The organism is Acinetobacter sp. Tol 5 (assembly GCF_019702905.1).
GTDB classification, from domain to species: domain Bacteria; phylum Pseudomonadota; class Gammaproteobacteria; order Pseudomonadales; family Moraxellaceae; genus Acinetobacter; species Acinetobacter bereziniae.
Genome location: NZ_AP024708.1, coordinates 2,394,061 through 2,419,795 on the forward strand (window position 1 = coordinate 2,394,061; position 25,735 = coordinate 2,419,795).

At 34.7% G+C, this 25,735-nt stretch carries 38 protein-coding genes, 1 tRNA gene and 1 pseudogene; 18 read left to right on the forward strand and 22 right to left on the reverse strand.

All coding sequences use genetic code 11. From position 1 onward, the window contains the following. The first annotated feature begins 71 nt into the window (after positions 1 to 71). A protein-coding gene (locus tag TOL5_RS11120; protein WP_085944219.1) for an IS3 family transposase occupies positions 72 to 1,216 on the forward strand; the annotation gives its coding sequence in 2 pieces (ribosomal slippage) (positions 72 to 336 and positions 336 to 1,216; 1,146 coding nt in all). 61 nt (positions 1,217 to 1,277) lie between these two features. Here TOL5_RS11120 and TOL5_RS11125 read toward each other — a convergent pair. From TOL5_RS11125 to TOL5_RS11140, 4 genes and pseudogenes are all read right to left on the reverse strand, one after another. Continuing rightward, a pseudogene (locus TOL5_RS11125) lies at positions 1,278 to 1,868 on the reverse strand (terminase large subunit domain-containing protein); the annotation flags it as partial. Then, positions 1,807 to 2,349, reverse strand: coding sequence for a DUF2280 domain-containing protein (locus TOL5_RS11130; RefSeq protein WP_221260330.1), 543 nt, complete (start codon positions 2,347 to 2,349; stop codon positions 1,807 to 1,809). The gene TOL5_RS11130 and the pseudogene TOL5_RS11125, both read right to left, overlap by 62 nt. A 58-nt stretch (positions 2,350 to 2,407) precedes the next feature. Beyond that, positions 2,408 to 3,049 (reverse strand): putative metallopeptidase, encoded by a 642-nt coding sequence (locus tag TOL5_RS11135; protein WP_221260331.1) that lies wholly within the window; start codon positions 3,047 to 3,049, stop codon positions 2,408 to 2,410. Next, the gene (locus TOL5_RS11140) at positions 3,000 to 3,485 is read right to left on the reverse strand and encodes a hypothetical protein (RefSeq protein WP_221260332.1); all 486 of its coding nucleotides are present in this window, start codon (positions 3,483 to 3,485) and stop codon (positions 3,000 to 3,002) included. Before TOL5_RS11140 ends, TOL5_RS11135 begins: the two co-directional genes overlap by 50 nt. Positions 3,486 to 3,970: 485 nt before the next feature. Here TOL5_RS11140 and TOL5_RS11145 point away from each other — a divergent pair, with 485 nt between their 5' ends. Then, positions 3,971 to 4,144 (forward strand): hypothetical protein, encoded by a 174-nt coding sequence (locus TOL5_RS11145; RefSeq protein ID WP_171477313.1) that lies wholly within the window; start codon positions 3,971 to 3,973, stop codon positions 4,142 to 4,144. Between the two features lie 119 nt (positions 4,145 to 4,263). Here the strand turns inward: TOL5_RS11145 and TOL5_RS11150 are convergent, their stop codons facing one another. From TOL5_RS11150 to TOL5_RS11175, 6 genes are all read right to left on the reverse strand, one after another. After that, complete coding sequence (locus TOL5_RS11150; RefSeq protein ID WP_139421331.1) at positions 4,264 to 4,545, reverse strand: hypothetical protein; 282 nt, start codon at positions 4,543 to 4,545, stop codon at positions 4,264 to 4,266. A gap of 176 nt (positions 4,546 to 4,721) precedes the next feature. Continuing rightward, positions 4,722 to 4,952 (reverse strand): hypothetical protein, encoded by a 231-nt coding sequence (locus TOL5_RS11155; RefSeq protein ID WP_151961784.1) that lies wholly within the window; start codon positions 4,950 to 4,952, stop codon positions 4,722 to 4,724. A 96-nt stretch (positions 4,953 to 5,048) separates the two neighbouring features. Next, positions 5,049 to 5,258: a cold-shock protein gene (locus TOL5_RS11160; RefSeq protein WP_139421334.1), complete on the reverse strand. Its 210-nt coding sequence runs from the start codon at positions 5,256 to 5,258 to the stop codon at positions 5,049 to 5,051. Positions 5,259 to 5,396: 138 nt separating this feature from the next. Further along, complete coding sequence (locus TOL5_RS11165; RefSeq protein WP_171499992.1) at positions 5,397 to 5,633, reverse strand: transposase; 237 nt, start codon at positions 5,631 to 5,633, stop codon at positions 5,397 to 5,399. 290 nt (positions 5,634 to 5,923) lie between these two features. Next, positions 5,924 to 6,000, reverse strand: a tRNA-Met gene (locus tag TOL5_RS11170). A gap of 105 nt (positions 6,001 to 6,105) precedes the next feature. Beyond that, positions 6,106 to 6,411, reverse strand: a complete 306-nt coding sequence (locus TOL5_RS11175; RefSeq protein WP_151961785.1) for a hypothetical protein — start codon at positions 6,409 to 6,411, stop codon at positions 6,106 to 6,108. 271 nt (positions 6,412 to 6,682) lie between these two features. Between TOL5_RS11175 and TOL5_RS11180 the strand changes: the two genes are divergently transcribed. Then, entirely contained in the window at positions 6,683 to 7,594 is a 912-nt protein-coding gene (locus TOL5_RS11180; RefSeq protein WP_221260333.1) for a DUF4145 domain-containing protein, read from the forward strand. A 76-nt stretch (positions 7,595 to 7,670) separates the two neighbouring features. Here TOL5_RS11180 and TOL5_RS11185 read toward each other — a convergent pair whose 3' ends face one another. The 8 genes from TOL5_RS11185 to TOL5_RS11220 all read right to left on the reverse strand — a co-directional run bounded on the left by TOL5_RS11185 (position 7,671) and on the right by TOL5_RS11220 (position 11,951). Further along, entirely contained in the window at positions 7,671 to 8,687 is a 1,017-nt protein-coding gene (locus TOL5_RS11185) for a RelA/SpoT domain-containing protein (RefSeq protein ID WP_221260334.1), read from the reverse strand. A gap of 50 nt (positions 8,688 to 8,737) precedes the next feature. Continuing rightward, complete coding sequence (locus TOL5_RS11190) at positions 8,738 to 9,244, reverse strand: hypothetical protein (RefSeq protein ID WP_221260335.1); 507 nt, start codon at positions 9,242 to 9,244, stop codon at positions 8,738 to 8,740. Positions 9,245 to 9,246: 2 nt separating this feature from the next. Continuing rightward, positions 9,247 to 9,660 (reverse strand): endonuclease domain-containing protein, encoded by a 414-nt coding sequence (locus TOL5_RS11195; RefSeq protein ID WP_221260336.1) that lies wholly within the window; start codon positions 9,658 to 9,660, stop codon positions 9,247 to 9,249. Further along, positions 9,661 to 10,581, reverse strand: coding sequence for a helix-turn-helix domain-containing protein (locus tag TOL5_RS11200; protein WP_221260337.1), 921 nt, complete (start codon positions 10,579 to 10,581; stop codon positions 9,661 to 9,663). Continuing rightward, positions 10,578 to 10,874, reverse strand: coding sequence for a hypothetical protein (locus TOL5_RS11205; RefSeq protein WP_221260338.1), 297 nt, complete (start codon positions 10,872 to 10,874; stop codon positions 10,578 to 10,580). The genes TOL5_RS11200 and TOL5_RS11205 overlap by 4 nt, the downstream gene beginning before the upstream one ends. Continuing rightward, complete coding sequence (locus TOL5_RS11210) at positions 10,871 to 11,116, reverse strand: hypothetical protein (protein WP_100885147.1); 246 nt, start codon at positions 11,114 to 11,116, stop codon at positions 10,871 to 10,873. Before TOL5_RS11210 ends, TOL5_RS11205 begins: the two co-directional genes overlap by 4 nt. Positions 11,117 to 11,182: 66 nt before the next feature. Beyond that, positions 11,183 to 11,680, reverse strand: a complete 498-nt coding sequence (locus tag TOL5_RS11215; RefSeq protein WP_221260339.1) for a phage regulatory CII family protein — start codon at positions 11,678 to 11,680, stop codon at positions 11,183 to 11,185. Between the two features lie 70 nt (positions 11,681 to 11,750). Then, positions 11,751 to 11,951, reverse strand: a complete 201-nt coding sequence (locus tag TOL5_RS11220; RefSeq protein WP_005029058.1) for a helix-turn-helix domain-containing protein — start codon at positions 11,949 to 11,951, stop codon at positions 11,751 to 11,753. 110 nt (positions 11,952 to 12,061) lie between these two features. Here TOL5_RS11220 and TOL5_RS11225 point away from each other — a divergent pair, with 110 nt between their 5' ends. The 11 genes from TOL5_RS11225 (at position 12,062) to TOL5_RS11275 (ending at position 19,078) form a co-directional block, all read left to right on the forward strand. Beyond that, positions 12,062 to 12,733 carry a LexA family protein gene (locus TOL5_RS11225; protein ID WP_221260340.1) on the forward strand — a complete coding sequence of 224 codons (672 nt, stop codon included), beginning with the start codon at positions 12,062 to 12,064 and terminating at the stop codon, positions 12,731 to 12,733. A gap of 20 nt (positions 12,734 to 12,753) precedes the next feature. After that, on the forward strand, positions 12,754 to 13,056 hold the full coding sequence (locus TOL5_RS11230; protein WP_221260341.1) for a hypothetical protein: 303 nt from the start codon (positions 12,754 to 12,756) through the stop codon (positions 13,054 to 13,056). 46 nt (positions 13,057 to 13,102) lie between these two features. Further along, positions 13,103 to 14,038, forward strand: coding sequence for a sensor domain-containing diguanylate cyclase (locus TOL5_RS11235; protein ID WP_221260342.1), 936 nt, complete (start codon positions 13,103 to 13,105; stop codon positions 14,036 to 14,038). A gap of 81 nt (positions 14,039 to 14,119) precedes the next feature. Next, positions 14,120 to 14,446, forward strand: coding sequence for a hypothetical protein (locus TOL5_RS11240; RefSeq protein WP_199995693.1), 327 nt, complete (start codon positions 14,120 to 14,122; stop codon positions 14,444 to 14,446). A 546-nt stretch (positions 14,447 to 14,992) separates the two neighbouring features. After that, positions 14,993 to 15,460 carry a hypothetical protein gene (locus TOL5_RS11245; RefSeq protein WP_221260343.1) on the forward strand — a complete coding sequence of 156 codons (468 nt, stop codon included), beginning with the start codon at positions 14,993 to 14,995 and terminating at the stop codon, positions 15,458 to 15,460. Beyond that, positions 15,460 to 15,762: a hypothetical protein gene (locus TOL5_RS11250; RefSeq protein ID WP_221260344.1), complete on the forward strand. Its 303-nt coding sequence runs from the start codon at positions 15,460 to 15,462 to the stop codon at positions 15,760 to 15,762. Before TOL5_RS11245 ends, TOL5_RS11250 begins: the two co-directional genes overlap by 1 nt. A gap of 2 nt (positions 15,763 to 15,764) precedes the next feature. Then, on the forward strand, positions 15,765 to 16,535 hold the full coding sequence (locus TOL5_RS11255) for a hypothetical protein (RefSeq protein WP_221260345.1): 771 nt from the start codon (positions 15,765 to 15,767) through the stop codon (positions 16,533 to 16,535). 12 nt (positions 16,536 to 16,547) lie between these two features. Further along, the gene (locus TOL5_RS11260; protein WP_151961405.1) at positions 16,548 to 17,867 is read left to right on the forward strand and encodes a hypothetical protein; all 1,320 of its coding nucleotides are present in this window, start codon (positions 16,548 to 16,550) and stop codon (positions 17,865 to 17,867) included. Next, the gene (locus tag TOL5_RS11265) at positions 17,867 to 18,106 is read left to right on the forward strand and encodes a hypothetical protein (RefSeq protein WP_046760017.1); all 240 of its coding nucleotides are present in this window, start codon (positions 17,867 to 17,869) and stop codon (positions 18,104 to 18,106) included. The genes TOL5_RS11260 and TOL5_RS11265 overlap by 1 nt, the downstream gene beginning before the upstream one ends. A gap of 3 nt (positions 18,107 to 18,109) precedes the next feature. Further along, positions 18,110 to 18,712 carry an HNH endonuclease signature motif containing protein gene (locus tag TOL5_RS11270; protein ID WP_221260346.1) on the forward strand — a complete coding sequence of 201 codons (603 nt, stop codon included), beginning with the start codon at positions 18,110 to 18,112 and terminating at the stop codon, positions 18,710 to 18,712. Positions 18,713 to 18,790: 78 nt separating this feature from the next. Beyond that, positions 18,791 to 19,078, forward strand: coding sequence for a DNA-binding protein (locus TOL5_RS11275; RefSeq protein WP_151961407.1), 288 nt, complete (start codon positions 18,791 to 18,793; stop codon positions 19,076 to 19,078). Here TOL5_RS11275 and TOL5_RS11280 read toward each other — a convergent pair. Then, on the reverse strand, positions 19,075 to 20,094 hold the full coding sequence (locus tag TOL5_RS11280) for a site-specific integrase (protein ID WP_005029089.1): 1,020 nt from the start codon (positions 20,092 to 20,094) through the stop codon (positions 19,075 to 19,077). The two genes, TOL5_RS11275 and TOL5_RS11280, sit on opposite strands and share 4 nt — an antisense overlap. A gap of 278 nt (positions 20,095 to 20,372) precedes the next feature. Between TOL5_RS11280 and tusD the strand changes: the two genes are divergently transcribed. The 4 genes from tusD to TOL5_RS11300 all read left to right on the forward strand — a co-directional run bounded on the left by tusD (position 20,373) and on the right by TOL5_RS11300 (position 21,829). Continuing rightward, positions 20,373 to 20,741 carry a sulfurtransferase complex subunit TusD gene (tusD, locus tag TOL5_RS11285; protein WP_004830867.1) on the forward strand — a complete coding sequence of 123 codons (369 nt, stop codon included), beginning with the start codon at positions 20,373 to 20,375 and terminating at the stop codon, positions 20,739 to 20,741. A gap of 43 nt (positions 20,742 to 20,784) precedes the next feature. Beyond that, positions 20,785 to 21,135 carry a hypothetical protein gene (locus tag TOL5_RS11290; protein WP_004830868.1) on the forward strand — a complete coding sequence of 117 codons (351 nt, stop codon included), beginning with the start codon at positions 20,785 to 20,787 and terminating at the stop codon, positions 21,133 to 21,135. Positions 21,136 to 21,155: 20 nt separating this feature from the next. Next, entirely contained in the window at positions 21,156 to 21,440 is a 285-nt protein-coding gene (locus TOL5_RS11295) for a DsrH/TusB family sulfur metabolism protein (RefSeq protein WP_004830869.1), read from the forward strand. A 77-nt stretch (positions 21,441 to 21,517) separates the two neighbouring features. Next, complete coding sequence (locus TOL5_RS11300) at positions 21,518 to 21,829, forward strand: TusE/DsrC/DsvC family sulfur relay protein (protein WP_004830870.1); 312 nt, start codon at positions 21,518 to 21,520, stop codon at positions 21,827 to 21,829. Between the two features lie 78 nt (positions 21,830 to 21,907). Here the strand turns inward: TOL5_RS11300 and TOL5_RS11305 are convergent, their stop codons facing one another. From TOL5_RS11305 to TOL5_RS11315, 3 genes are all read right to left on the reverse strand, one after another. Next, positions 21,908 to 23,251 (reverse strand): hypothetical protein, encoded by a 1,344-nt coding sequence (locus TOL5_RS11305; protein ID WP_199934860.1) that lies wholly within the window; start codon positions 23,249 to 23,251, stop codon positions 21,908 to 21,910. A gap of 439 nt (positions 23,252 to 23,690) precedes the next feature. Next, positions 23,691 to 24,170, reverse strand: coding sequence for a winged helix-turn-helix transcriptional regulator (locus TOL5_RS11310; protein WP_042087062.1), 480 nt, complete (start codon positions 24,168 to 24,170; stop codon positions 23,691 to 23,693). A 320-nt stretch (positions 24,171 to 24,490) separates the two neighbouring features. After that, positions 24,491 to 25,708: an alkane 1-monooxygenase gene (locus TOL5_RS11315; RefSeq protein WP_199995699.1), complete on the reverse strand. Its 1,218-nt coding sequence runs from the start codon at positions 25,706 to 25,708 to the stop codon at positions 24,491 to 24,493. Positions 25,709 to 25,735: the final 27 nt, after the last annotated feature.

Consider the following 25,735-nt stretch of genomic DNA (forward strand, 5'->3'; position numbering starts at 1 on the left):
TGGATCAGGAAATTTGAACAACACTTATAAGTGATATTTTGCTCCCCAAATGATGTTATAAACATCAATATATGGAGTATTTTATGGCACGTAGACCAAGAAGAAATCATTCAAATGATTTTAAAGCTAAGGTAGCACTTGCTGCGATTAAAGCAGAAAAAACACTTGCTGAATTGAGTGCTGAATTTGATGTTCATCAAAACCAAATTATCGACTGGAAAAATCAACTGATTTCAGCTTCCTCGCAAGCTTTCGATCAATCAAAAGCTCCAACAGAACCACCCATCGATCTAAAAAAACTACATGCAAAAATCGGTGAGCAGGCATTAGAAATTGATTTTTTAGAAGGTGTGTTGAAGAAACTGGGCCGCTTCAACCACAAAAGTTAATCGATGACTCACTTCAGATTTCAGTATCTAAGCAAGCTCAGCTGCTGAAAGTCTCCCGTGGTTGTTATTACTATCGCCCAAAACCTGTGAGTGCATCAGATCTGAAGCTGATGCGGTGTATGGATGAGTTACATATGCAATACCCTTTTGCAGGTAGCCGTATGATGCGTGATTTGTTGAATCGTCAAGGACATCATATAGGACGACGTCATACACGTACTTTAATGAAGAAAATGGGCATTAATGCGTTATATTGCAAACCAAATTTAAGCCAGGCTAATCAAGCTCACCGCAAATATCCATATCTGCTCAAAGGATTGGCTATTCAGCGCAGTAATCAAGTGTGGTCTACGGATATAACGTATATCCCTATGGCAAAAGGCTTTGTTTATTTATGTGCTGTGATTGATTGGCATAGCCGCAAGGTACTTGCGCATAGAGTATCGATTAGTATGGAGGTTACATTTTGCATAGAAACATTAAATGAAGCTATTGAAAAATATGGTCGACCTGAAATATTTAATACAGACCAAGGCAGTCAGTTTACCAGTGATGCATTTATTGATGTATTGAAATCAAATGACATCCAAATCAGCATGGATGGTAAAGGTCGATGGGTTGATAATGTGATGGTTGAACGATTATGGCGGAGCGTTAAATATGAAGAGGTGTATCTCAAAGCCTACAGCAATGTTTTGGATGCGAAGAAGCAATTAAACGCATATTTTGAATTTTATAATTTGAAACGACCTCATTCGAGTCTGGACAAAATGACTCCAGATGAGTTTTACTATGACCAGCTACCACAACAAAATAAGGTAGCTTAACTAGAGCAGAGTATCACTTATAAATAAGCTTTTAGTTGTTCAAACATGTGGGACCACCTCTATTGTCATAAGTTGAAGCTTGGATCATGCCATATAGCTTTCGTTTTGCTGGCGTTGAGTTTGCCTCTTTTACGAATTGCTCATAAGTAAACTTAAAACCCTCAGGCGTGGTCGCAACATCGATACCATTCGTTAGACCAGGATGTTTCACACGCATACGCGCAATAATTTTACGCCATGCCTGTTGAGCCTTGTCCTTATTCATGACATCGAGTTCATCAATTAGAGAGTGACCAACCTTAAAACCTACGATCGTTTGCGGTTTCTCCATTGATCTGCAAATAACAGTACTGCGATACTGGCGGCCATATTAGAGATCAACCTCTTTATTCGATTCATATATCTTTGTCTTCAAGCCCCAGTCAAATGCAACTTCGTCTATGGTCGGGAAAAAAATATCTCTGATCTGCGGATATGTTGGGGCAAAATAACCTAAAGGTACCTTTGGAAATTCCCAAGACTTATCACAGAGACTTGAGCAGCCTACCCAAGTCTTGCCACTACCAAACCCTGCAACAAAGGCACGAAATTTATTCGGAAGTTGTAGAAAATTCGCCTGAGGCACATTCAGCGTTGGGTTGATATTCGGCATCTTGTTTACTCGCATCTACAACTTGAATGGTGACTTTCACTGGCGTCGGATCATCTGCACCATCTCCATCACCTGTTTTGATTCGTTCAATTTCAAGTTGCTTTAATTGAATATCTAGGAGCTGAATCTCATAACCATGCATCTCATCTTTGAATTGTTTGATCAGCTTGGTTTTTAGAATTCTATTAACCTTTGGATCGTTATATATATTCTGTAATTCCTTGAGACGTACTGCTTTATTTGCTAAAGGGATATCGAAAACATTCGTCCTAAAATCATTTCTAGTTTGATGAAATAGATCCTTTAGTTTCTTACTTAAGTTTTTACCTGTTGGCTTTGTTGGATCATATGAAGCTACCTGTTGGCGCTCTATTTCAATGTCAAAATTTTGTTTTACAGCATCAGCCACTTGTTGAGGGGTTTCAAAGCAAGCAAGAGACTGAACTATAAAGATTTTTACAGGCTCTTTAAGTGTTGCCATAAATGCCCCTTTGTAAGACTACGTAAAACAAAACTGGCAAAAAAAAGAGCCCTAAGGCTCAGTTAATTAGACATGTTCCGCAGCATTTTGTTATTTCCAAATCTGAAACAAACGGCGGGTTTTGTGCGACTGCGACCATGCGCTTAACGTCCTCACTTGCTCCCCAGCGCTTGACCACTCCTATAAATTCCTCAACGTCATGACCTGCTAAATAATGCTTAGGTAAGCCTGTATGATCGCTATAAACTATTTCGCCATCTTCATAACGTTCAACACCGATGTGATAAAGCTCATGCTCAATCAAAGCACAAAATTCACGATCGTTCGCACGTTCACAAAAGCTTGCATCGATTGTAATTAGATAAACAGGAACAAACCCAAACCAATCACGCATTTGTTGCTCTTGTCGAGCTTTACGCCAACCACCTTGGTTAAACATCACTTTTTCACATTGACCTAATACCATCCTCTTTTTAGCAACGGCGGCAGATGAAGCCCAAGCGAATGCTAAGAATGTTTCATCGTCATGAAGTAATTCAGCTATGTGGTCATGGTCGGGATTATGAAGTTCACCACCAAGGGTTAAGAAGTTTTTCACTACCCATTCTTTTAGATCCGCTGCAGGTGCCAAGCGAATCGCTTCCTCTTCCTCAGCTTGATCTATCAAGTCTGTTGGTGGAAATGGTCTGATCTGTTCCATTGAAAATATGCCTCTTCAAATTCTTAAGCCACTGACTAGACAAATTAGCTTCGACTTGTAATGGTCCATCTTCCTGAATTTTATATCTGGGTGCTGACTCTATTCTGATCACTGTGTAACCCATATCGGCAGCAACATCGTAACGCTCCATACTCCAAGCTTTATCTTTAAGCTTACCTTTGCGACCACCCGACCAAGGTCCACCAGAAATTTCAACTAAAATTCTATGTTCAATAAGATGAAAATCGAATCGCCAATGTTTAGTTGATTCAAATTGGAATAATTTTTCATACTTAATATTGAATACAATCAACGATTGCTCAAAGTCTTTAAAAGCTTCTAAGTATGCTTCTTTTGCCTTGGGTAATGGTCTTGTTCTTGGTTTTGTTTTAATTGGCTTCTTTTTTGTAAGGCTGGTGTATTGGTTAATTTCCATCAAGGAATCTCCAATAAAAAAGCCCACAAATAGAAGTGGGCTTCGTAGATCGGCATGTCGCGAACTCATGCTCAGCGTTAACTGTTTAAGTTTTAAAACTTTTGAAGGGAATGCGCTATTCCTATAACAACTTAAACACTACCGTTTCGCATACGGATTCGATCACAAGAAATATAACACTATAATATAAAATTATCTAAGAAAAATTAAACAATTTATTTAAATATTTTAAAATAATAAAAATTCAGAAATCAATACTCATTAAATCCATTTGTTGATCCTATGTTAACAAGAAAATTTTAATATTTCTTGAACAGGATTGTTTATTAACATTATTTCTTTTTAATTGTTAAATTCAGATATATCTTGTTGATATAAAGATTATTAAAGAACAATTATCTACAAACCAATCTTACAAAGACCGTAGTGTAAGCACAATTAAAGCTTAGCATGAAATCTCCACTCAATACTTTAAGAAGATTAAAATGTCATTTAAGAGTTTGTCACAAAATTCAGATCAAACAAAATCAGGTACTAAGCCTGGTGATCTCGAAAAAGACAAGGAAAATACACCTCAAGCAACACCAGGTGTAACCCCACCTAACCCCAATAAAGGACCTAATGAAATTAAAGAAGATGCTCAAAACCATCCTAAATAATGTTGTCAATTTAACAAAAGAACTTATCGAGATACGATAAGTTTTTCTTTATATAAAAATCAATATTGATTTAATTTTATAAATCAGATTATACATTGTGAATAGATTAATCTATATACCTAAAAAACTTCTGTTATAAATTCAGGATGAGCTGATTTATATATAATCAATTTTCTTTTTTCAGTTTCTAAAAATATTTTAGGTTCTTCAGACCAAGTTGATTTACCTGAGTCTAAACCTGAATGCATCAAAGCCCATTCTGATAAACACCCGTAAATAAACGTATTATCAGCAAATACCCATTTAGCCTTATCACCTTTTATGTTGGTAAAAACCTTATATGTTGGTAAAGACCCAAATACACTAATTTGTGTGTAACGGTATTTAAAGATTTCAGGCATAGAATAGATTACTTAAAAGGCAGATCAGTATAACATGTTGTGAAGCTAAACGGATTGCACAGCGTCACAAATCCAAGTTGATTCTTGAGCTAACGATTTTTCATGAGACGATCCTCAATAAATTACTTGTGCACGTCACAAGCACCTTTATAAAATCTCAGACGTAAAAAAGACGCCTAAGCGCCCTTTGTATCTTTAACTTGCTGCCTCGCAAAACCTTCTGCTGACTTCAAAGCATCCTCAAACTTTACAGTGCTGGAAAACCAAAACCTTAAATATTGATCTTCTAAAACAATGGACTGCCTAAAATAATAAGGGCTTTTGTCACTGTTTGGGTCAACTTTGAACTTATAGCCGTCATTCTCAATGATTTGCCCTTGAAGTTCACCACCGATACAAATATTCATGTGCTTTCCTGTTTATCGATGGGAGTGTAGCACTTTTGATTTGTCTAAAATGTAAAAAGCCCACCTTTCGATGAGCTTTAAAGCTAGTTAACTCTATTAGATAACAGTAATACCGCTAGCTTGTAGTCCTTTTTTCCCATTAGATACAGTAAATTGAACACGCTGACCTTCAAGAAGAACTTTAAAACCATTGCTTTGAATCTCACTGTAATGAGCAAAAACATCTTGACCATTATCTGTTGCGATAAATCCAAAACCTTTAGTTTCATTAAACCACTTAACGGTACCAGTACTAATATCTGACATATATAATTCTCAATAATTTAAATGATAGAATAATTCTTTATAAAACAAACATTTTTCATATATAAGATAAAAAGTATTCATTAAAAAAATAATCTATTACGAAGAATATACATTAACTACTGTCGAATAGCTAGGTGGTTAAAAAATCAATTTATAGAGTTGATTCAACCCTGTATAAAAAGATTTTCCATCAATGTTTAATAAGCACTCTTGTCCCGATGTTAGTTGAATTTTTTTTCCAACTTCCACAAAAGTGACACCATTCACATTATTTTGTTTACGCTTGAGAGGGATAACCTTAACTTCAATCTCTTCGCCATTGTTTGCTTTAGCAAACATCCATCCATTTAATAAATTCACAATATACTCAATCATTTGAGCTTCAGTAAAATGTGTGAAATCTAATTACGATTAACATTCAGAATTGGAATAACTTCTACTTAGAAGTAAATTCTCTAAAATTTTACATCAGCATATTTAAAAAAAATTAGTGAAGTTGACTAATTCATCAACTCATTTAAGACATTAACCATTTAATTATAAGAGTTATTTTAAAACTTCTCGCGAAGAAACAACTAGCAATATTAAATATTTTACTATCAAAATTATTAAAAAAAACCTAAAAAGCATTAAGCAATCTAGGCTATAAACACTAAAACTTTTCGTGGTAGCGGGAGCTGGATTTGAACCAACGACCTTCGGGTTATGAGCCCGACGAGCTACCAGACTGCTCCATCCCGCATCAACGAAGTGCCTTTATACGCCTTAAACCTTAGGAAAGCAAACTTTATTAAAATTATATTTATTCATAAATCGACTAATCATCACAAATCTAACTGAAGCGTGCTCACTTTCTACAATTCCAAACCAAAACAGCAAAATTTACAACTTCACGCTCATTTTCCCAATCTAATTGATTGTATTCATCTTCCAGTGGATGTGACCATGGACCAATATCGCAACTTGGAGAAGTTGCACCACATTCATGGCAGCTTGCTTGAGCACTCCATTGAGTTTGTTTTTCTCCACAAACTTCGAAATCTATAATTTTAGAATCAACAACGATTGAACTACTTCCACACCACGGACATGGATCTGCTTTTACATCTGGACGCATATTATTTGCTTGATCAGAATGCCAACGATTTTCCATGTAAGCCTCATTATTATTTATGCAAAAAAAATACCCACTTCATTCAGAGTAAAAGTGGGTATATAAAATCTTTAAACAGTGTGGATTACCATAACTTCGTCCACTATAGCAGAAATATGCCATATTCCCTGTACAGGGTCAATACCTTAAAAATTAAACCTTTAGATAATTTATGTTTTTAGTATACTTATAGACTATTACTGAAATTTTAATAAGTTGCATTCAATTGATTGTAAAAATTTTCAATTCTTATAGAGGAAAAATATAAATTATGACAGAAAATTCCAAAATTAAGACACAATGTATTGATTGTAAAAGAGAAACTAACCATCTAATCGTTGCAACAAAAATGTATCATTTTAAAGAGCATCGTTATCGTTACGGTAAAGAATATTCGATTGTTCAATGTTTAGGATGTGATCATGTTTCTTTTTTACAAATCTACCATGATTATGAAATTAGCTACCCAGTTGAAGAAATATGGACTTCTGAAGGTTATGACTATAGATATGATTACGATAAAGGTTTTACAAATTTTTATCCAGATACTAAGGATGTATTCCGTAAATTAGAAAAAATTCTTCCTGAGAAATTATTTGAGATTTATTCAGAAACTAAAAATGCATATATCCAGAATTTAGATATTTTTACAGCTATTGGGATTCGTTCAATAATCGAGTGTATTTGTAATGATAATAAAATTGAAGGAAGAAATTTAGAAAATAAAATCACCAACTTAAAAAAATTTGGCAATCTCTCAAAAGTCGATATTGAAATGCTTCATAGTCTTCGTTTTATCGGTAATGATGCAGTACATGAATTAAACAAATCAACTAAAAGTGAGCTTACAGTTGCATTTAAAATAGTAGATAATTTAATTGATAAAATTTACATAATGCCTAAAGATTTAGCAAATACAAACTTTAAAAAGTATTTAGCTGACTATGATGATTTTGAAAACTACATAAAGGAAAAATTAGAAGCACTTGATTCAAGTCAAATATATACAATTAAAGGTTTGATAGATGAAAACATTAAAATTTCAAATGATTTTTTATCAGAATATGAAAAAAAATTAAATGATAATATTAAATTAAAACATATTACATGGTTAGAAGTAGTTAATCCTTCTAAATTAGCTGATGGAGAAAATAATAAAGATCTTTTTTATAGAAAAATATAGTTTTTTAGTATTCATTAAAAGTAAATAATGGAATATTTTAATTAATTTTCCATTATTTACTTAAGTCTAAATTAATTTATCTTTTTATTATATGCATTTCCCCATCAATCACAATTTGTGAAATATTTTTCCTTATTCTTTCAATTTCGTTTTTGAAATCTTCTGCACTTGTAAGGCTTAAAAAATTTCCAGTTATCTTCTCCTTATTTTCTTGAGCTAATTTCAATTTATTATACGCTTTCTGTATTTCCTCCAACTCAGCCTTATCTTTAAAAAGCTTTTCTATTGTGCATTGGAGTTCTTGAATTTCTATCTCATTTTTCTCAATAATTTGTTTTTTACTTTCTTCTAACAATTTTTGATTTTCTACCAACTCTCTTAATGAGTTTACGAAACTTCCCATTTCATCCGCGCTACCAGAAATCCTATTAAAAATATTTAAATATTCTTTTAAATATGGATCTTTAGAAAAACTTGGATATCTAACTTTATGGTCAATTTCACTCCACCCTTCTTCAAAAATGGTCCTTGTTTGGACTTCACAACAAATTTGCTCTCCATTAATTTTAGTCGCTGGAATTATGTAGTGGATCGATCGATATCCAGAAAAATGCACTTCATTTTTACAATTTTTATTTTCTGCATACAGTAATAGATCATCTCCTTCTCTGTAATAAATAATTACCTCCTCCATTGGCTCCCATTTAGACAATATATGGTCATGTACAATCTTCCAATCACTTTTGAATAAATATATTGCTCTGACTCCAATTAAATCAGTGATAGTACTTTTATAATTATCTTTGCTAATTTCATGATATTTTGAAGATACTGATTCTTCAGACCATTTACGAATAATTTTTTCTATCAAATGACTTGTATCTTTTACTCTAGAACGAACTGAATGCACACCTGAACATCTTTGCATTTTATTAGCTATGTAACCCGCCTCATCAAGCAAATCATTTTTATGCAACTCGTAATCATTTGCTATTTCAATTAGTATTTGGACATCACGATTTAATTTTATAAATTCGCTTTCTTTAATGGACATCTCTTTTAAAAAATTCTTTTGTTCTTCATTAAATGTCATCATTAGCTCTTTTATGTTAACTTTCAAATGATTAATTAACATATTGAATATTAAGATGCAATATATTTTATATAACCATACCGACAATGCAATGCTGCTAAACCACACTTCACATCAGAACGTGCATTCATCTGACTACGCTCATCTGTTATCATCTCTGGCCAGGAACAACCATAAAAGTATCGACTAATCACTGCATCCATCCAATCATCCAATATTTCAGATTGCCCTTGCAGATCTAAAATTAAACGCTGTACAGCTCTCGCCTCGTTATCATTTATTTCACATGTTAGACGAGTCTTTCTTGGCTTTGCTTGTCCAAGATCTTCCATAAGATAACCAGTAATAATTTTTAATCTTTGTTCAGGGCTCAATTTTTTATATTTCTTCTCTTTTACAGCATTATCCATAGCTATAGCGATTGGATTTACACTTTTTCCTGTAGGTCCTGTATTGGTATATAACCAAGCACCAAATTGATATAACCAGCCTTCTAAGTCAAAACGCGACCAATCAACTGTTTGTAAAATATGTTGTGTTGCGACTGCTGTGCCCATCTTTATAAATCCCCTACCATCGTCTCTATATGTTGAACCGCTAAACCTGATTTGACTTGCTCTGTACTAAACCGTAATACCTGATATCCCATTAACACAGCAGCGTTGTACTTCTCCATATCACCGATATATCCCTTTCCTCGAGTGTGACGTCCGTTACTCCAAACACCGCCTTCAACCTCAACCAATATCTTCTTGCCTACAATGAGAAAATCTGCACGCCATTTACGTTTAGGATGAAATTTATATTCCTGTTCAAAGCAAATATTTAAAACTCGCAACTGGTTGGTCAACAATGATTCACCGATACTTTCACCACGATGAGTTTGAACTCGAGTACTGCTTTTGTGCTTTGATTTCTTCCTCGTACTCGTACCATAAAGTTTTTGATATTCAGAAATTGAGATGCTCTCCACCTAAGCCACACCTCTGCTCTTTGATTTAAATCCAACTGTCTGCAGGTGTGATTTCCAGTTTTGGAGTTCATTTGGATCTGAAAGTTTTGCAGCAATCCGGCTTGCCAGTTTTTCAAAAGATTCACCAGGCACACTGAATTGATTTATGACGTCTGGAATTTGAGCCAATTTGTTGGCAAAAACATAAATCTGCTGAGGTGATGAGAAAAATACAGAATCAGATTCACCAGTGGATTTTCCATTTTGCGCTTTGTCGTATTTGTGACGGTTTCTCAAAAGTGTGTCAGCAAAGTGGTAAATCAAAAGATCATCACAAAGATCCTTGTCGGCATTGAAAAGTTCGAAAGCTCGTTTTTCGCGTTCAAACCAACTTGCTTCAATAATCGACTTTGGCACTACCATTGGATCAGCTTGATCTAATTCCCAACGAAGTTTTTTCAAACAAAGCCAGTCTTTTTTATTTTTAGATTCTAATGGGAGATTCCTTGGGAGATTCTGTGTCCCAAAATTGGTACTGGTCTCGGTACCAAAATTGGTACTGGTTCCAGTTCCATTATTGGTACTAGTACCGTTTTTGGAACTAGTACCTAAATTGACACCTGTACCATTTTTGGTACTAGTCCCCTTTTTGGTACTGGTGTCTGAATAATCTTCACGTCCAAATACACCAATCAATTGATAAACCTTAACCCCGTTCCCTTTGATTTCACCTGTAAATTGGATCAATTTTTTGAGTTCAAGTTCATCTAAAACTTTGATAATCGTTTTGCGATTTAGCGTAGTGTCTTTCTCTAAGCGCTTTAAACTTGGGAAGCACTTATGATCATCTCCGGCTCGATCAGCAAGAGCTAAAAGCACAAGCCTTTCACTTGCACATGAGACTGTAGCTTTCCAAGCCCATACGGTCGCATCTAAGCTCATAATTCACCGACCTTTGGCTTTACATATCCACCAAATGAAATAACCTGTTCAGCTTTGATCAAACTCGTAATAACCTGGTGTGCTAACCAAATCGTAATCTTGAATCGATAAGCCATTTTTTGAGCCAATTCTTCTTTGGTTACAGCTGCATTTTCTTGGTTGTAACCACGCATTCTTAAATTGTCTTTTTTGATATCATGAATGTGATTCAACAAAAGCAACGTTGGTTCATAAAAAGATTGGATTTCTTGAGTCTGTTTATGTTCAGGTTTAGTTTGAAAATGACTATTCATGAAACCTCCGCAATCGATTGCTCAATTTCATCTAAACGGCGTTTATGAAAAAGCTCAGGCAAAGTGGCAGATCGTATCTCATTTTCTTTAGCCAATTGCCCATTTTCCAATAGATATAGATCGTTCGGTTGATAAACTTTTATAGTCTGTAAACTATTAATTTTGATGTGATTCATAAATACAACCACATCACCTTTCATGAATTTGCTTATATAATTTTCATGTGATAGATTCGATGTCATTCGATACTCCTTGAAACCATTGAGTAATTGATACCGTGTGAACTACGGGAAGCCTGACCTCGAACATCAGGCTTTTTCAATTTCAAAACCTGCCTTATATTTTTTCATTTGCTTAAGTGCCGCTTGGTCTACAGCAGTCGCCAATTCAATTAAATTCTGTGTGAGTTGGTGTATCTCTTCATATTCTTGAGGTGTTACAACACCATCTTCATAAGCGTCATAAACAACTTTGTTAGCTTTTCCTGATTTGATGTTGTGCTGCATCATTGCTTCAAAGATTGAAAGCTCATGATGTTTACTTCGATCACACTCAACAGGCAGCAATGCATAACCAAGCTCATGCGCCCAAATTTTTAATAAAGCTGGGTTTTGCGTGTAATACAGAATTGCTTCCAATTTTTTTATGCTTGGTAAGTGATTTGGCATATTGATATTTGCGTAATTGCAAACTGTGTTATGCGAATCCCCTAGTACTTGGGCAATGTCTTTAGGAGTAAAACCAGGTGTTTTACTTATCATTTGCCAAATAGCGTTTTGAGCTTCTCGGCTTAAATTAATTTCCATATGTGAATCCTTTTAATCATTCACGTTTAATTTTTAAGAACAAAAATCGATACTTTGCTCATGGTGGTTCCTAAGCGACATTTGTAGATTGTTTATGCTGATTCCATAAAGCCTCTAGATTTCTACCTAGATCATATGAAAGACGTTTTCCGCAAGCTCCTCGCTCTAAGTCACTTACATAGTTTTGCGAACAACCAATTTCAGTGGCGATCTTTGCCTGTGTTAATCCCTGGTCTTTAAGATCAGAAATCATTTTTTGCCATTGATTCATGTGAGCCTCCGATATTTTTATTAAATATATAGGTTTTCCGATATTTATACAATAGCCAAACCGATTGAAATATGTATCAGAATTCCGATAAAGCAAGTTGAGATTTATCTATGAGTACTTTGGGTGAAAATTTAAAGAAATTGCGTAAGGCAAAAAAAATGACCCAGAAGGAATTAGCGCAAAAGTCTGGAGTTAAACAATCGGTAATTTCTGAACTAGAAACTGGCACTGCTAAATCAACAGGTTCAATTCTTGAGCTAGCTAGCGCATTAGGCATTACTGCTGAAGAGCTTAAAAAAGGTGTAGTTAGTGAATTTGACAATAACGTTGTACCCATTACTTCGAGATTAATCCCTGTTTTGTCATGGGTTCAAGCTGGATCAATGACATCTATAGAGGAAATAAATCCATTAGATATTTCTGAGTGGTTACCACCTTTAAGCGCTGATGATCCTGATGGTTGTTTTTATCTAAAAGTAGTTGGTATTAGTAATTCACCCACTTACATAGAGGGTGACTGTATTTTAGTAAATCCAAAATTTCAGGTATGCGATTTGATTTCTGGAGATTTGATAGTTGTAAGAAATAACACTGATGCAACTTTTAAAAAACTTGTCATTGAGAGTGATGAGCGTAAGTATTTACAGGCTCTTAATCCAAACTTCCACCCTAATATTATTGAATTTGAAGATGGAATGGTGTTGGTAGGTTTGGTGATTGATGCATTTAGACCGCTTGGTGGTTCTCGCCCAAAACGAATGAGAAAAGTTAATTTTGTATAATTTAAAGAAAAGAGAACACTATGATCGCAACACTGAATAAATCTAAAACTGCGCTAACAATTAATCGCCAAGATTTTAAATTGGCTTTATCTAAAATTGGTGCAGGTATTGATAAACAAATCGCCTCACTAAAAAAAGCCAAGCAAAGTTATGATCCTGCTGATATTGCTCAAGAAGTGATAGATGAAGCTAATATCTTTGAAATGATTATTGAAGGGTTTAACGAAGCTGAGGAAACCAATTTAAAACTTACGGACATAACCAATATCGATGCTGCTCAAGAGTGGATAGATGAATTTTTAGAAAATTATTCAAAAGTATAAGTTCTATAAGCAAATTTCAATCTAAACAATAAAATAGGCCCATATAATGAAAGATATAATTTTTAAAAACTTTGAAGAGGCTGGACAAACTGTTTTAAAATTTTTATCTCAGAAATTTGGATTTAATTTATGGATGATCACTCGTACTGAAGGAGATAATTGGATCGTTCTTCAATGTGAAGATAAGGGCTATAATGTTATTCCTGGACAAGTTTTTTCATGGGCGGATTCATTTTGCTCCCACATGGTTTTAGGAAAAGCTCCTAAAATAGCTCCTCGTTCAGAAGAAATCCCCTTATATTTAAATGCCCCAATAGCAAAAAAAATTGATATTAAAGCGTATATAGGTCAACCCCTTATAAAAGAAGATGGAACTTTATTTGGTACTCTTTGTGCTATTGACCCCAACCCTCAATCCGAATCACTACTACAAGAAGAGGAATTAATTAATCTTTTTGGTAAAATTTTAAGCTATATTTTGCAAGTTGAATTAAGGGAAAATGAACAAAAACGTCAAAAAGAGTTTTTTGAAGCCGTAGCCTTAAGTGATTCTTTAACAGGGTTATTTAATCGCAGAGGATGGGATCAACTTCTCGCACAAGAAGAAGCCAGATGTAAAAGTTACGGTCATCCTGCTGCTATTTTTATGATTGATCTAAATAATTTAAAAATTGTAAATGATCAATTTGGACATTTAATCGGAGACGAATTAATAAAAAAGACAGCAAATCTATTAAAAATTTGCGTCCGTAATAATGATATTGTGGCTCGGATAGGTGGTGATGAATTTGGAATCCTCAGCATTGAAAATACAAAAGAGGGAGCAGAAATTTTATTTGATAGAATTCAAGAAATTTTTGCAAATGCTAATATCAGCATTGCTGTTGGCTTCGCGATTCGAAATCCTTCTTATAGTTTATTAGAAGCGGTCCAGGAAGCTGATGAAAAAATGTATGAAAATAAACGCATGATCAAAAATTAAGATTCAATCAATTTAGTAAACTTCACATCACAATTAGCGTGAGATTCCTTTTCCTTAAAAAACCTATGAAGAACCTATATTATGGAAACCGTATCATTTATATGTTTGTTAACTCTTTCTATATTTGGTTGCGATAATTCAGAACAAATATCACCTGAACGCCAACACCTTATTGAAAAATTTCAAGAAGTTGATTTAAAAATGACTATGTATCTTGCAACGCTAGCAGGTCCCTCTACCCCATTGGAAGAACGCAAAAAAGTTATTTGCGAGGATTTCCCTGTTACCTACGAACAAGAATACCTTCCTATTTATTTAAAGCTGGCTGATCCAAAAGATCTCAATACAAGTAAAGATCTTCAAAAAACAATAGATTCATATAAAGCTAGATACAATATTGATTGCTAATGCAATATTTTAAAAAAGAAACCCCTCCTGTGTGGGTTTTCTTTTACCTTAAATAAAATCCAAGACAAAGCAAAAATACACCTGGTATCATGCATAGAAGACCAACAGCTTTGGCATCATGGACACTATTTACATGCTTATGAAAATAATGTGGACCAAATACAATTCCCACAAATGATAGTAAAAAACCAAAAATTATTAAGAATGGTGACATAAGCATGATCCATATAGATTGATTTTATTGTACATCACCTCAAGAGTTGTTTGATTTCATTTACCTGTAACACCGAAATCTTATTATTACCACCAAGGTTACTGAAGGATAACCTGTAATGACTAAGTTTGACCTATCTCGCCCTGCTATATGCAGGGTTTTCTTTTGTCTATTAAAGTTTAAAAATTCTAAAAATATCGGAATAAAAATAAAAATATCGGATTGCCTATTGACTAATAATATCGGAAATGCGATATTAATTTCGTCAGCTAACAAAAAAGCACATCCGACCTCGAAATCAAATGTGCTTTTACTCATAGAGTGAGATAAGTATGAACACAAAACCAAATTCAATCAATCCCATTGTTACACATCGTACACAGTCTATGGGTTTTCTCAAAGTCGCTGCAATAAGTGGTTTAGTCACAGTTGGTGCTGTTGGTCTTACATACGACCAGAAAACTGCTGAGTACAAAGCACCTATCACTGCTCCTAATGTAACACCATCAACCTATAGCGTTAGTGCTCTAAAGCTCACTTCTGAAACTTCAGGGAAAGCGGTTATCAAACTTGATAGTTTTCTAGTTTTAGTCGGCTTTGATTTTGAATCTCATCCAGATAACTACGGCGTACCTGGTTCTGAATTTACAGCAGTAGATATTACTAATTTGGCGGTTGAACAAATTACAGATATGAACGGTAACGATTGGAATGATTTCACCGATTACAACGATCACAGAAATATCAATCAGATGATTGTTGGTTATATCGAACGTAATCGTTTAGTGGAGGCAAACTAATGACCTCTATTCCTCAAAAGAAAACTGAATTTATCAGCAATGAAAACGGCGAATTCCGCATGCGTATCTATTCATACGAATACATCCAAAAAGATGGCGAAATTTATCGAGTGAGTAAATCTGGCTATTTGTTTCTTATCGAATTTGCTGAGCACTTAGAAAAGCCTTGGATTCGCATTAGCTTTGAACGTGAACGTAAATTTCAAAAGCGTAAAGCATTGGCTATTGGACTTCAAAATTCAAATATCCCCTCTTATGAACGTCGTGCGTTTAAAAAACGTATGGGCTGGGTTGGAGCATAATCATGACAAATTCGAATAATACAAATATGGACCTTTGGAATTCTTTATGCATAACAGATCCAAAGAAAGTTAAGCCGATTACAGGTAAATCTTATAAAGGCTCATCACCTCAACCCTATTGGTTAGTTCAACGTGCTACAGAAACTTTTGGTCCTTGTGGTCAAGGTTGGGGAATTGAAATAGTTCAACAAGGTTTTCAGCAATGTAATGCCGAAACAATGATGCATTATGCGACAGTCCGTGTTTGGTATATGCAAGACGGTAAAAAGTGTTCAGTAGAACACATGGGCGGAACAATGGCCATGTATAAAACCAATGCAGGCAAAATGATATACGACGAGGATGCCCCTAAAAAATCAGTCACAGACGCAATGGTGAAAGCGCTTAGTTTTATTGGGTTTGCCGGCGATATTTTCTCAGGCGTTTGGGATGACTGGAAATATCAGGAAATGGCTGCAGCTCATTACGATGAACAAAAACAACAGCTCTCTCAACAGCAAAACCCTAGACAGGCTCAACAACCTAATCACAATCAAAACAACCAAGCTAATGGTCAGCAACAAAAACCATTGGCTCAGCGTTTTAACGATGCACTTTTAGCTATAAAAGATGCGAAGAAGCCTCAGACGTTAGACAAAGCAATTAATACATTCAAAGGTACTCAATATGAGATTGGTATTTCGAATGCCTGTCGTGCACGAGCTGATCAAATGGGATGGAATACAGCACCACCGATTAACCAAGTTCAACAACAAAATCAAATGCAGCACTGAGGAAAATAAAAAATGAATATTTTGAATGGAAATGAAGCATTTGCGGCGTTAATGGCTGGTAAAAATATTATGTGTCGTGCTGCAGGTGGGTTGATTGAATTTGATGATCTCGATCAATTTCCTGCCACAGTATTCGCAATGCCTGATTATGAGTTCTGCGTAAAGATTGATGAAATCACTATCAATGGATATACGTTTTTAAAACCATATTCTTTAGAAGAACTTTCTGAAGGGCAAGATGTGTTTTTACTTGGTAATACTGGCAGCATTGTCAAAGGACAATTTATTCCTGAATATGAAGAACTGGTATTAGCTGTAAAAAATGGTTCAGTTCAACGCAACTTTGAAAGTGCTCAAAATCAAGCGAAAGCTATGCAAAGCTTACTTGGTATAAATAATGATTTGGTCTTAAAAGTTGTAGATTTTCATGAGTTCATGAAACCTGCAGCAAAATCCAAAAAAACTACACGTAAAAAATCCAATGATCCTCAGACTGAAAATTCAACGTCTGAGGTAAATGCTCATAAAAATGATCAGGAAAACATTACTGAAACAGCGCCTAAAATACGCCCTGCTTTTACAGTAGATGAAGTTGCTGAAATTGAATCAGATCCAACTTTAATAATTGAAAAATTTGCTGCGCAGATTGCAAGCTGTACGACTACAGAAGCTGTACTTTCATTACGCCCGGTGTTTTTTGCTAACGGAAATTTACAGCGTGAGCACACTCAACATTTATGTAAATTAACTGAAGATAAGTTACTCGAGTTAGATCCTGAACAATATTCGCCAAAAGTAATCAATGCTGATCATCAAATTTATATCGATGGTATTAATGCTTGTATTTCTGAGGAAGAAATTAACACCACCCTTCATGATTTGAATGATCAGGGTTTTAGCGCAGAACAAATTTCAGAAATTACCCTTGCAAAAAATTCTAAACTTGCTGAGTTTCAAACGAATGCATTAATGAATATTGAGGAAAAACAATATAATAAATTGCTTACAGAACTTCTTGAGCGCGCAGGAAAAGCCAATTCACCTGCAGAAGCAAATGCCTTGTATAAGTATACGACGAGTTGGTCTGAAAATCAGCGTAAACCGTTGGTTTTAGCGATTCATAAAAGATTAGCTGAACTGAGCCCACCTGAAAAATCTCAATCCTCTTTGATGGTTCGTATTCAAGAAGCAAAGACATTGATTGATCTTGCAAAGCTTGAAGAGGAAATAACTCAGTGCGACCCAGCTATTCATGAACGTTTATTGAGTTATGTAAATCAGAGACGTACTGATTTAACAATGGCGACTGACACTCCTTGGGAGACAAAATAATGAATACACCATTAGATTTAAATTCTGTTTTATTTGCACAGCTTGAACGATTAAGCGCAACAGATCTCAAAGGTGAAGAGCTTCAGGCAGAACTTCAAAAGGCAGACGCTATTGAAAAAATAAGTGAACAGGTTATTAAAAATAACAACATGCGTTTAAGTGCTGCAAAATTAGTTGCTGAATACAGAGGCTTAAAAAATGCCGATTCAGTTGAAATTCCGCAAAATTTAATTGGGTGATTTATGGCAAAGGGATCAGCAATAAAATATACCCTAGAGCAATTAGATTTCATTAAATCAAACTGCTCATTGGGGCGAAAAGAATTAACGGAAATAGTAAACACCAAATTTAATGAACAATTTAGTGTTGATCAGATTAAGTCATTATGCACTCGTAATAAATGGAATACTGGTCGAACAGGTTGTTTTCAGAAAGGATCTGTTCCATGGAATACTGGCACCAAAGGGCTTACTTCAGCGAATAAGACTAGCTTCAAGAAAGGACGTCCTACATGGAATGCTAAACCTCTAGGTTATGAGCGGATATGCTCTAAAGATGGATATGTTTTAGTAAAAATAGGTGAACCAGGTAAATTTGGATTAAAGCATAGAATTGTTTGGGAAAAAGTTAATGGACCAATTCCAGAAGGACAAGTAATTGCATTTAAAAACCAGGATAAAACAGATTGTCGAATAGAGAATTTGATTCTAATGAGCAAAGCTGAAATGGTTCGGTATAGCCAAAGTTTTTACAAACTTGCAACACCTCAAAACAATGAATCTTGTTTGTTAATGGCAAAGATTAAAAATGTTAAACATCAATTATATAAAAAGGTGAATGCATGAAAGTTATTCTAAAAATTCACCCTCTAATAGGTACGACATATTTAATTTGGGATGAGCTGAATAAATGGAGGAAGATTGATGGGTGTTCTTAAATATATTATCACTGTCGAAAGCGATAGTCCTCCACAAGTAATGCTCGGTCAAAATATTGGTGGTGGAATTGTTAAAGAATTGAAGGAAGTGGAAGTTGAATTAGTTTCTGCAGCACAGCTCGCCGAAAAATATAGTCTATCCACCACGACAATTAGAGAACGTCTCTCATCAATAGATCAAGGTACACCTGGCAAGGCATTATACAACCCTCGCTTAGCCCATGATTTACTTAGCACTAAAAATAAAAAAAGAGGCAGACCGAGAGCTAATTAGCTCTCACTGTCATTAAACATCTCAACTAAATCCTGCGCATCTGGATTGTAATAAGTGTTAATTAATATCCCAATTGTCTTATGTCCCGTAATTTTTGCTAAAACCTCAACCGGTAATTTACGAACCTTAACCATCCTTGTGATGGCTTCATGTCGAGTATCATGAAAATTGATTTCAGGCAGTTTTGCTTTTTTCTTAACCCTCATCCACATTGCACAAAATATATTCTTATCAATTGGCAACAATTTGTCATTTTCTGCAGGTATCAATGAGAGCAAGCGTTTGGCTTCTTTTGAAAGTGGTACGTTACGAGACTCACCATTTTTAGTCATTGGCAAATGAATAAAACCATCACGTAAATCTGCTCTACGCATAGATAATATCTCACCCTGCCTCATTGCTGTTTCCAGAGCAAACAAAAAAGCCCACGCGACATATTGTCTAGAACTGACAGGTGTTGTTGTACCGTCCCACTGCAACACTTTTAATAGAGTTTCTTGCTGTTCTGGTGAAATTCTTTGATCCCGTGATTTTTCTTTATTTGGCATTGTTACTGAGTGCCAAACGTTAGACTCAATCAAAAACAACTCTTTCATTGCATAGGTAAACACTGCAGAATAAATTGCATGTTCATTTCTTAATGTAGCTACTTTAACTTCTTTTTTTCTATTATTGCGCCATTCTGCAATATCTGCAGGCTTAAAATCATAAATTGACTTTTCAGCCAGGTTTGGAGCGATACGGTCTAAGTTTTTTATTTTAAAGTTGATGGTACGTGCCGATCGCATATGTCGACCATGTTCTTCATAATATTTATTACATAATTGTCGAAATGGATAAGCAGGTTTTATACCTTGTTCAAGATCAGCTTTACCAGTTTTAAGTTCAAGTAGCTTAAGTGATGCCCATTGTTCACATTCTTTTGCAGTATCTCTGGTCGCTGAATATCTCTTATTATCAAAAGTTACAGTAATACGCCAACTTGATCCACGTTGTATTGGTTTTGGAAGCTTCATTCTTGGTGCAGATTTGGTGTAGATTTAGATTTATTTTAGCTATTTTATGGAAAAAAGGAAGAAAATATAGGGAATTTAGTGCAGATTAAATAAGATCTATAGTGACTTTGGAATCCGAAAAAATTAAGTAAGTGTTTGTTTATTAATATATTTTATTGATTTATTTTTTTAAAAATTGAGAATATCATAAAAATGTCACCTAAAATCATTGTATACTACCTATCATTATCAAGTTTGAATGTTGCAAACTGTCCATTCTCCAAGTGAATCGCCATCAAATGAGTACTTTATTACTAATCACTGCTGCTCCAAGTTCAATTCATGCATGGCATGCATTGGGGTTAGCTCAGGCTTTAAAAGCAAAAGATCAAGAATTTCGTGTGTTCTTCTATCAAGATGGTGTACAAGTTGCCAACAACTTGCAATGGATTCCTGATGATCAACGTAATTTATCTGTAGAGTGGCAAAAACTCGCAATTCGACTTCCTGTCTGTGTGAGTGCCGCTTTAGCGCGTGGAATAACAGATCAAGAAAATGCTAAACGCCATCAAATTCAAACACATAATCTTGCAAAAGGTTTTAATCTCGTTGGACTTGGAGAACTTGCAGATGCAGTCCAATCTACAGATCGTCTCATTCAATTCTAAGTTGATCTTCCCATTAGAGTGTTGCATTTAAAAGGTGATTTGTGTGAATACTGTACTCGTGGTTATAACCCAAGCAAACTTAACCAATCTACAAGTTTATGAAAGCTTGTCTGCCACTATGGTTTTAGCTACTTTTGGTTGTAAAGTCAAAGTGTTACTCAAGGGTGCTGGACTAAGTTTGTTAAAATCCGAACTGGCGTTTGATGGTTTAAAACAAGCATTTAAACTCGCGTCAAACATGGTGGATAGCTTTGAATTTTATGATTTAACACCAGTTTTAGTAGAGAATATGAATAAAAGCTCTGCTTTTGTTACTCAATCACAACAAGAGATTGAGTTCATCGATTTGAATAGTGAATTTATTCAATCTTTTGACCGTGTTTTATATTGGTAAGATGGGCAAGGTAGATTTAAATGTCAGATAAAACACTTTACTTAATTCAATCATGCTTTTCACATACAGATCAAGTTTTAACCCAACTGGATCAAATATACTCAGTAGATGATCATATTCTTTTAATGGGAGATGCAGTGCTATATGCATCTGATCGCCGTTTAGAAAAGAAAAAAAATCTGTATATCTTGGAAAATGATACAGAAATACTTGCCGAAAAAGTTCCTGAGCATTTTAAATTGATCAATTATGCGCAATTCGCAGAACTGATTTTAGACTTCACACGTTGTATCAGTTTAAAATAAACCGCTATTTTACCCTTTGTTATCTCCCAAGTAATTTAATTGCTTTTTCAATCGAGTTACATCATTTAGGTTGTTTTATGAGTTTAGAATTAGACCAAGACGGTCACTTAGTTGATTATACGGTTTGGAATGAACAGGTTGCTCAAGAGCTGGCACAGAGTTTAGAACTCGAGCTTACACCTTGGCATTTCGAAGTTTTATATGCAGTTCGTCAATTCTATACTCAATTTGGACACTCTCCTGCGACTCGCCCATTGATTAAATTTTTAATGAAAAGCGTAAGCCCTGAGATTGATAATGCAGTGTTGCAACAAAAATTTAATACTGGACTGGTTGCTCGACATTTGAGTCGTTTGGCAGGTATTCCTAAACCCGCAAATTGTTTATGACCTATTTATATAAATTGATTCGTTCGCATATGTATTAACGTGAACGAATCCCTGTAGATTATGGCTTAGATAAATAGATTATTTCACTCTTTTTCTAAGTAAATCCCATTGGTACTTGAAAAAATAGCTCAACGAAAAAGTGGGATTGCGTATAGCCCTTGACTTAGTCTTACCATTTTTTTCTTTCTCATCAATTTTTCTATGATCATAATCTAAAAAATTACCTGTCAAACCCGGTAAAAACTGAAAAGACTTGCCTTGGGGATTAATTTTTTGGGAGTCAAACAAATGAATCAATCCAAAACGATGTCCCAACTCATGTACAACGACTTGATTAAATATATCTTCAGGGCATTTGAATAAGGTAACACTATCCCCACCACTACCAACGCCTTCTTCTTTAAAAACATTTGTTACAAAAACATAGTTTTTAGCTGCCAAGCTTTTATCTTGGTATTTTTTATAAAATTTACTTAAATCATCTAAAAAATAGCTGGTATTATTTATATTAAGTTTATTTAAAGAAATATTTACATCAACATCATTTTTATGATACTTTCTAAAATCGAATGGTGGAGCATTTATTATTTCTACATTAATTAAGGCTTGGTTAAATGATCTATTTTGTAAAAAATCCTCATAATCATATGAACGTCTCGGTTTTTCTTCATTCGTAATCACATCTACAAAAATAACTTTTAAAGTCGGAATCACAGCATTATGGTATAGCATGAGCTGACCGACAACTTCTTTACAACCATTTTTTTCTGCATAGACTAAAATTTCCTCATGGTTTTCCAATGCACTTTTACATGAGATATTAACTGCATTTGAAACTAAATATTTCTGATCATTTTCTTGATTTGATAATTTTTTGTTATTTCCAAAAGTACTAAGAAATCGATTAATATTCATTTCTGAAGGGTCAATCACAATATTTGGGTTTGATGCTTCAAACTTAAGAATAGTTCCATTATTTTTTAACTCAAATTCTTTATTATTATCAATTGGATTTAATTCACCATCATTCTTGTCTTCAATTAGATTTAGCTCTAAATCTAGTGCTACACTATAGTTCTCACCTTGACCCGAACGATGAACATTAAGCCACTCTGTTGAATAAATCGCCAACCATGCAGGTATGTATTCTTTCCCATAAGGCAAAATTTTTGTTTTTTGTCCATGTGTATAAGTGCTTTTGAGTGTATTTATATCGCCCGTCACTAAAGCAACTTTAATCCTTTCTTCGCTAGATGTTAAGGGTTGGTAATAGGTCATTTTTTTAAAAAATTCAGGTCTGTACCAATCAAAACCATAACGACCATCAAACACTCTATCCTCCGCACGTCTAAAATGAATTGTAAATTCTTGAAGGCAGGTTTGAGTTGTTTTTCCAACTGTTGGGCTTGATCCAATTGCCATATCATCGCTCCGTATTACATATTTCTAAGTTATTGAATTTTTAAATTTAAATAATTATCATTTGCCAAACACTTATGCCTTTCTATTAAAAAAATGGTTATTGATTGTTAATGATCTCAATATGAGTTTTAGAAAAAAATTTATTGTTCAGCTTTAAACGCAAATTTTTTATTTAAGTTTGAATTATATATTTTTTAGTAACACATGGTATAAATTTCACACACTTTAACAAAAATCAATTTATTAAAATAGTAATCAAGGTTAGATGTTTTCCCAACATTCATCTTAATATCGAAACGCATGTATAAATGCCTTTATTTAAATAGCGTGTAATACAATCAAGCTTGTTCAAAGATATTCAATTTTTTGTTTCTGTTCTGAACTGTTTTTAACGTTTTGATCATTCATATTCAATTCATGCTTGATTGATACAATCAAATCATGCCTGTTTACTTTTCTCCAAATATTTAAAAAATGCAGGTGTAACTATTGGCTTTACTTGACGTGCAGTAATCGCTTGCTGACATTCGGAACAGACCAAAATCGCAGTAAATTGATGCCCACATGTTGTATGTTCAAATGCCATTGGTGCACCTAAGCCTTCATCCATCCACTTATCTGCCCATGTCACCATCGTTAATAAAATTGGATAAAGCTCTAAGCCTTTCTCAGTTAAACGATATTCAAAACGCTCTTGTCGTTCAACATATGGAACTTTGGTAAGTATGCCATGTTCAACCAAACGCTTTAAACGTTCAGCAAGCACATGTCGGGTTACACCTAAATTTGCTTGAAAATCATCAAAACGACGCATTCCCATAAATGCATTACGAAGAATAAGCATCGTCCAACGATCGCCCAAAACTGACAATGTGCGCGCAATTGAACATGGTTGATTGCCTATTTCTTCCCACTTCATACAAACGTCCAGATAAGCTATTAGCATCTAAAATTACTTTATGTATACTATGAAAGAAACCTGATAATAAAGATAGTATATTTAAAGAGAATTTTTTTCTTTGAGTTAATTTTAATGAGCAAAATTTTTATCCTCCCCCCATTACGTTATGAAGCATACAATCAATATAATTAAATGATCAATTGCCTATCGATGATGATGCAGCTCAATGATGAGTGAATAAAAACAATACATGTTATTCAATATTAAAATCGCAGGATACCTCAAAGAATTAAATGCAATAAAAGCCCAATATTGGGCTTTTATTGCATGTTTCATGTTTACTTATTGAGCAATTTGTCGATTACACCAAATTTCTTAAAAATACTGGCACGACGTTTTGGATAAATATTGGCTTTATTCAAATCACCTTTATAGTGGTCAAATACACGTTTATCCATGATCTTGAACCACCAAGCAGGGATCAAGGCTGGCAATAACATACTTGCATAACCACTTGGTAACTCAGGTGCTTCATCAAAATGACGTAATGCCTGGAATGGACGTGTAGGATAAGCATGATGATCTGAATGACGCTGCAACTGATACAGGAACAAATTCGTCACAATATTATTATTATTCCAACTGTGTTCAGGCATGGTACGTTCATATTTACCTTTTTCATCCTTTTGACGCAATAAACCATAGTGTTCGATGTAGTTAATAATCTCAAACAGACCAATACTATATGCAGATTGCGTAGCCAAGTATGGCAAAATTCCTTTACCAAATACCCCCACCATTGACGAATGGAATGCCGCAGTCATGCCCCAACCTTGCAACAACTCATTGTCTTTACACCAAAATCCAAGCCCTTTTCGTTTAAGGCGGTTGGTTTCGATTTCAATTGCGGACTTAAATGATCCAATGACTGTTCGTGGTAAAAACTCATAAAAAGTTTCACCCATTTGTGAAGATGCAGGGTCTTCTGGAGTTGCTGCACGCTTATGGTGTCCATATGGATGCTCAATCCGGAAATGATTATAGCCAGATGGAACTAATGCCAAGTGCGACAAAATATGATCTACACGATCATGCTTATGACTGAGTTCATGCGCTGTATTGATGGCGATACCATTAATCGCCCCCATCGAAATACCCAAGAGTATCTTATCAAGCAATGAAGTCTGCTTACGGCCAACCAAATAGCATGCATACACATTTGCTGCATATTGAATCGGAATAAAAGATTTAACTAATCGAGAATAATAAGGGTCTTGTTCAAGTAATTTTACATCTTCAGCAGTTGGATTGTTTTGATCTTTACCAATCAAGGAATCAATGGCTGGAATAATCACATGCAAGACAATCGGACCACCCAGTGCAAACACTTTTTTAAGTGGCTTAGGTGCAACATGATAGCCCGCTAAAATCCCTAAACCAATCACTGGCAAAGATGGACTAATCATCCAAAGGTAACGCTTCTTATCAAGTGCCAAACCTGACTTTGGTTTTATGTCCAGCAATTGCTGTTCAGTCAGTTGAACTGGTGCATTCATGGCTGTATCTTCCCTATCTTTCTACTT

What these genes read in the sequence shown, in the direction of transcription:
- TOL5_RS11130 (WP_221260330.1), bottom strand. Translation starts at nt 2,349, where the DNA reads ATGGCAACACTTAAAGAGCCTGTAAAAATCTTTATAGTTCAGTCTCTT.
- TOL5_RS11135 (WP_221260331.1), bottom strand. Translation starts at nt 3,049, where the DNA reads ATGGAACAGATCAGACCATTTCCACCAACAGACTTGATAGATCAAGCT.
- TOL5_RS11140 (WP_221260332.1), bottom strand. Translation starts at nt 3,485, where the DNA reads ATGGAAATTAACCAATACACCAGCCTTACAAAAAAGAAGCCAATTAAA.
- TOL5_RS11145 (WP_171477313.1), top strand. Translation starts at nt 3,971, where the DNA reads ATGTCATTTAAGAGTTTGTCACAAAATTCAGATCAAACAAAATCAGGT.
- TOL5_RS11150 (WP_139421331.1), bottom strand. Translation starts at nt 4,545, where the DNA reads ATGCCTGAAATCTTTAAATACCGTTACACACAAATTAGTGTATTTGGG.
- TOL5_RS11155 (WP_151961784.1), bottom strand. Translation starts at nt 4,952, where the DNA reads ATGAATATTTGTATCGGTGGTGAACTTCAAGGGCAAATCATTGAGAAT.
- TOL5_RS11160 (WP_139421334.1), bottom strand. Translation starts at nt 5,258, where the DNA reads ATGTCAGATATTAGTACTGGTACCGTTAAGTGGTTTAATGAAACTAAA.
- TOL5_RS11165 (WP_171499992.1), bottom strand. Translation starts at nt 5,633, where the DNA reads ATGATTGAGTATATTGTGAATTTATTAAATGGATGGATGTTTGCTAAA.
- TOL5_RS11175 (WP_151961785.1), bottom strand. Translation starts at nt 6,411, where the DNA reads ATGGAAAATCGTTGGCATTCTGATCAAGCAAATAATATGCGTCCAGAT.
- TOL5_RS11180 (WP_221260333.1), top strand. Translation starts at nt 6,683, where the DNA reads ATGACAGAAAATTCCAAAATTAAGACACAATGTATTGATTGTAAAAGA.
- TOL5_RS11185 (WP_221260334.1), bottom strand. Translation starts at nt 8,687, where the DNA reads ATGACATTTAATGAAGAACAAAAGAATTTTTTAAAAGAGATGTCCATT.
- TOL5_RS11190 (WP_221260335.1), bottom strand. Translation starts at nt 9,244, where the DNA reads ATGGGCACAGCAGTCGCAACACAACATATTTTACAAACAGTTGATTGG.
- TOL5_RS11200 (WP_221260337.1), bottom strand. Translation starts at nt 10,581, where the DNA reads ATGAGCTTAGATGCGACCGTATGGGCTTGGAAAGCTACAGTCTCATGT.
- TOL5_RS11205 (WP_221260338.1), bottom strand. Translation starts at nt 10,874, where the DNA reads ATGAATAGTCATTTTCAAACTAAACCTGAACATAAACAGACTCAAGAA.
- TOL5_RS11210 (WP_100885147.1), bottom strand. Translation starts at nt 11,116, where the DNA reads ATGACATCGAATCTATCACATGAAAATTATATAAGCAAATTCATGAAA.
- TOL5_RS11215 (WP_221260339.1), bottom strand. Translation starts at nt 11,680, where the DNA reads ATGGAAATTAATTTAAGCCGAGAAGCTCAAAACGCTATTTGGCAAATG.
- TOL5_RS11220 (WP_005029058.1), bottom strand. Translation starts at nt 11,951, where the DNA reads ATGAATCAATGGCAAAAAATGATTTCTGATCTTAAAGACCAGGGATTA.
- TOL5_RS11225 (WP_221260340.1), top strand. Translation starts at nt 12,062, where the DNA reads ATGAGTACTTTGGGTGAAAATTTAAAGAAATTGCGTAAGGCAAAAAAA.
- TOL5_RS11230 (WP_221260341.1), top strand. Translation starts at nt 12,754, where the DNA reads ATGATCGCAACACTGAATAAATCTAAAACTGCGCTAACAATTAATCGC.
- TOL5_RS11235 (WP_221260342.1), top strand. Translation starts at nt 13,103, where the DNA reads ATGAAAGATATAATTTTTAAAAACTTTGAAGAGGCTGGACAAACTGTT.
- TOL5_RS11240 (WP_199995693.1), top strand. Translation starts at nt 14,120, where the DNA reads ATGGAAACCGTATCATTTATATGTTTGTTAACTCTTTCTATATTTGGT.
- TOL5_RS11245 (WP_221260343.1), top strand. Translation starts at nt 14,993, where the DNA reads ATGAACACAAAACCAAATTCAATCAATCCCATTGTTACACATCGTACA.
- TOL5_RS11250 (WP_221260344.1), top strand. Translation starts at nt 15,460, where the DNA reads ATGACCTCTATTCCTCAAAAGAAAACTGAATTTATCAGCAATGAAAAC.
- TOL5_RS11255 (WP_221260345.1), top strand. Translation starts at nt 15,765, where the DNA reads ATGACAAATTCGAATAATACAAATATGGACCTTTGGAATTCTTTATGC.
- TOL5_RS11260 (WP_151961405.1), top strand. Translation starts at nt 16,548, where the DNA reads ATGAATATTTTGAATGGAAATGAAGCATTTGCGGCGTTAATGGCTGGT.
- TOL5_RS11265 (WP_046760017.1), top strand. Translation starts at nt 17,867, where the DNA reads ATGAATACACCATTAGATTTAAATTCTGTTTTATTTGCACAGCTTGAA.
- TOL5_RS11270 (WP_221260346.1), top strand. Translation starts at nt 18,110, where the DNA reads ATGGCAAAGGGATCAGCAATAAAATATACCCTAGAGCAATTAGATTTC.
- TOL5_RS11275 (WP_151961407.1), top strand. Translation starts at nt 18,791, where the DNA reads ATGGGTGTTCTTAAATATATTATCACTGTCGAAAGCGATAGTCCTCCA.
- TOL5_RS11280 (WP_005029089.1), bottom strand. Translation starts at nt 20,094, where the DNA reads ATGAAGCTTCCAAAACCAATACAACGTGGATCAAGTTGGCGTATTACT.
- tusD (WP_004830867.1), top strand. Translation starts at nt 20,373, where the DNA reads ATGAGTACTTTATTACTAATCACTGCTGCTCCAAGTTCAATTCATGCA.
- TOL5_RS11295 (WP_004830869.1), top strand. Translation starts at nt 21,156, where the DNA reads ATGTCAGATAAAACACTTTACTTAATTCAATCATGCTTTTCACATACA.
- TOL5_RS11300 (WP_004830870.1), top strand. Translation starts at nt 21,518, where the DNA reads ATGAGTTTAGAATTAGACCAAGACGGTCACTTAGTTGATTATACGGTT.
- TOL5_RS11305 (WP_199934860.1), bottom strand. Translation starts at nt 23,251, where the DNA reads ATGGCAATTGGATCAAGCCCAACAGTTGGAAAAACAACTCAAACCTGC.
- TOL5_RS11310 (WP_042087062.1), bottom strand. Translation starts at nt 24,170, where the DNA reads ATGAAGTGGGAAGAAATAGGCAATCAACCATGTTCAATTGCGCGCACA.
- TOL5_RS11315 (WP_199995699.1), bottom strand. Translation starts at nt 25,708, where the DNA reads ATGAATGCACCAGTTCAACTGACTGAACAGCAATTGCTGGACATAAAA.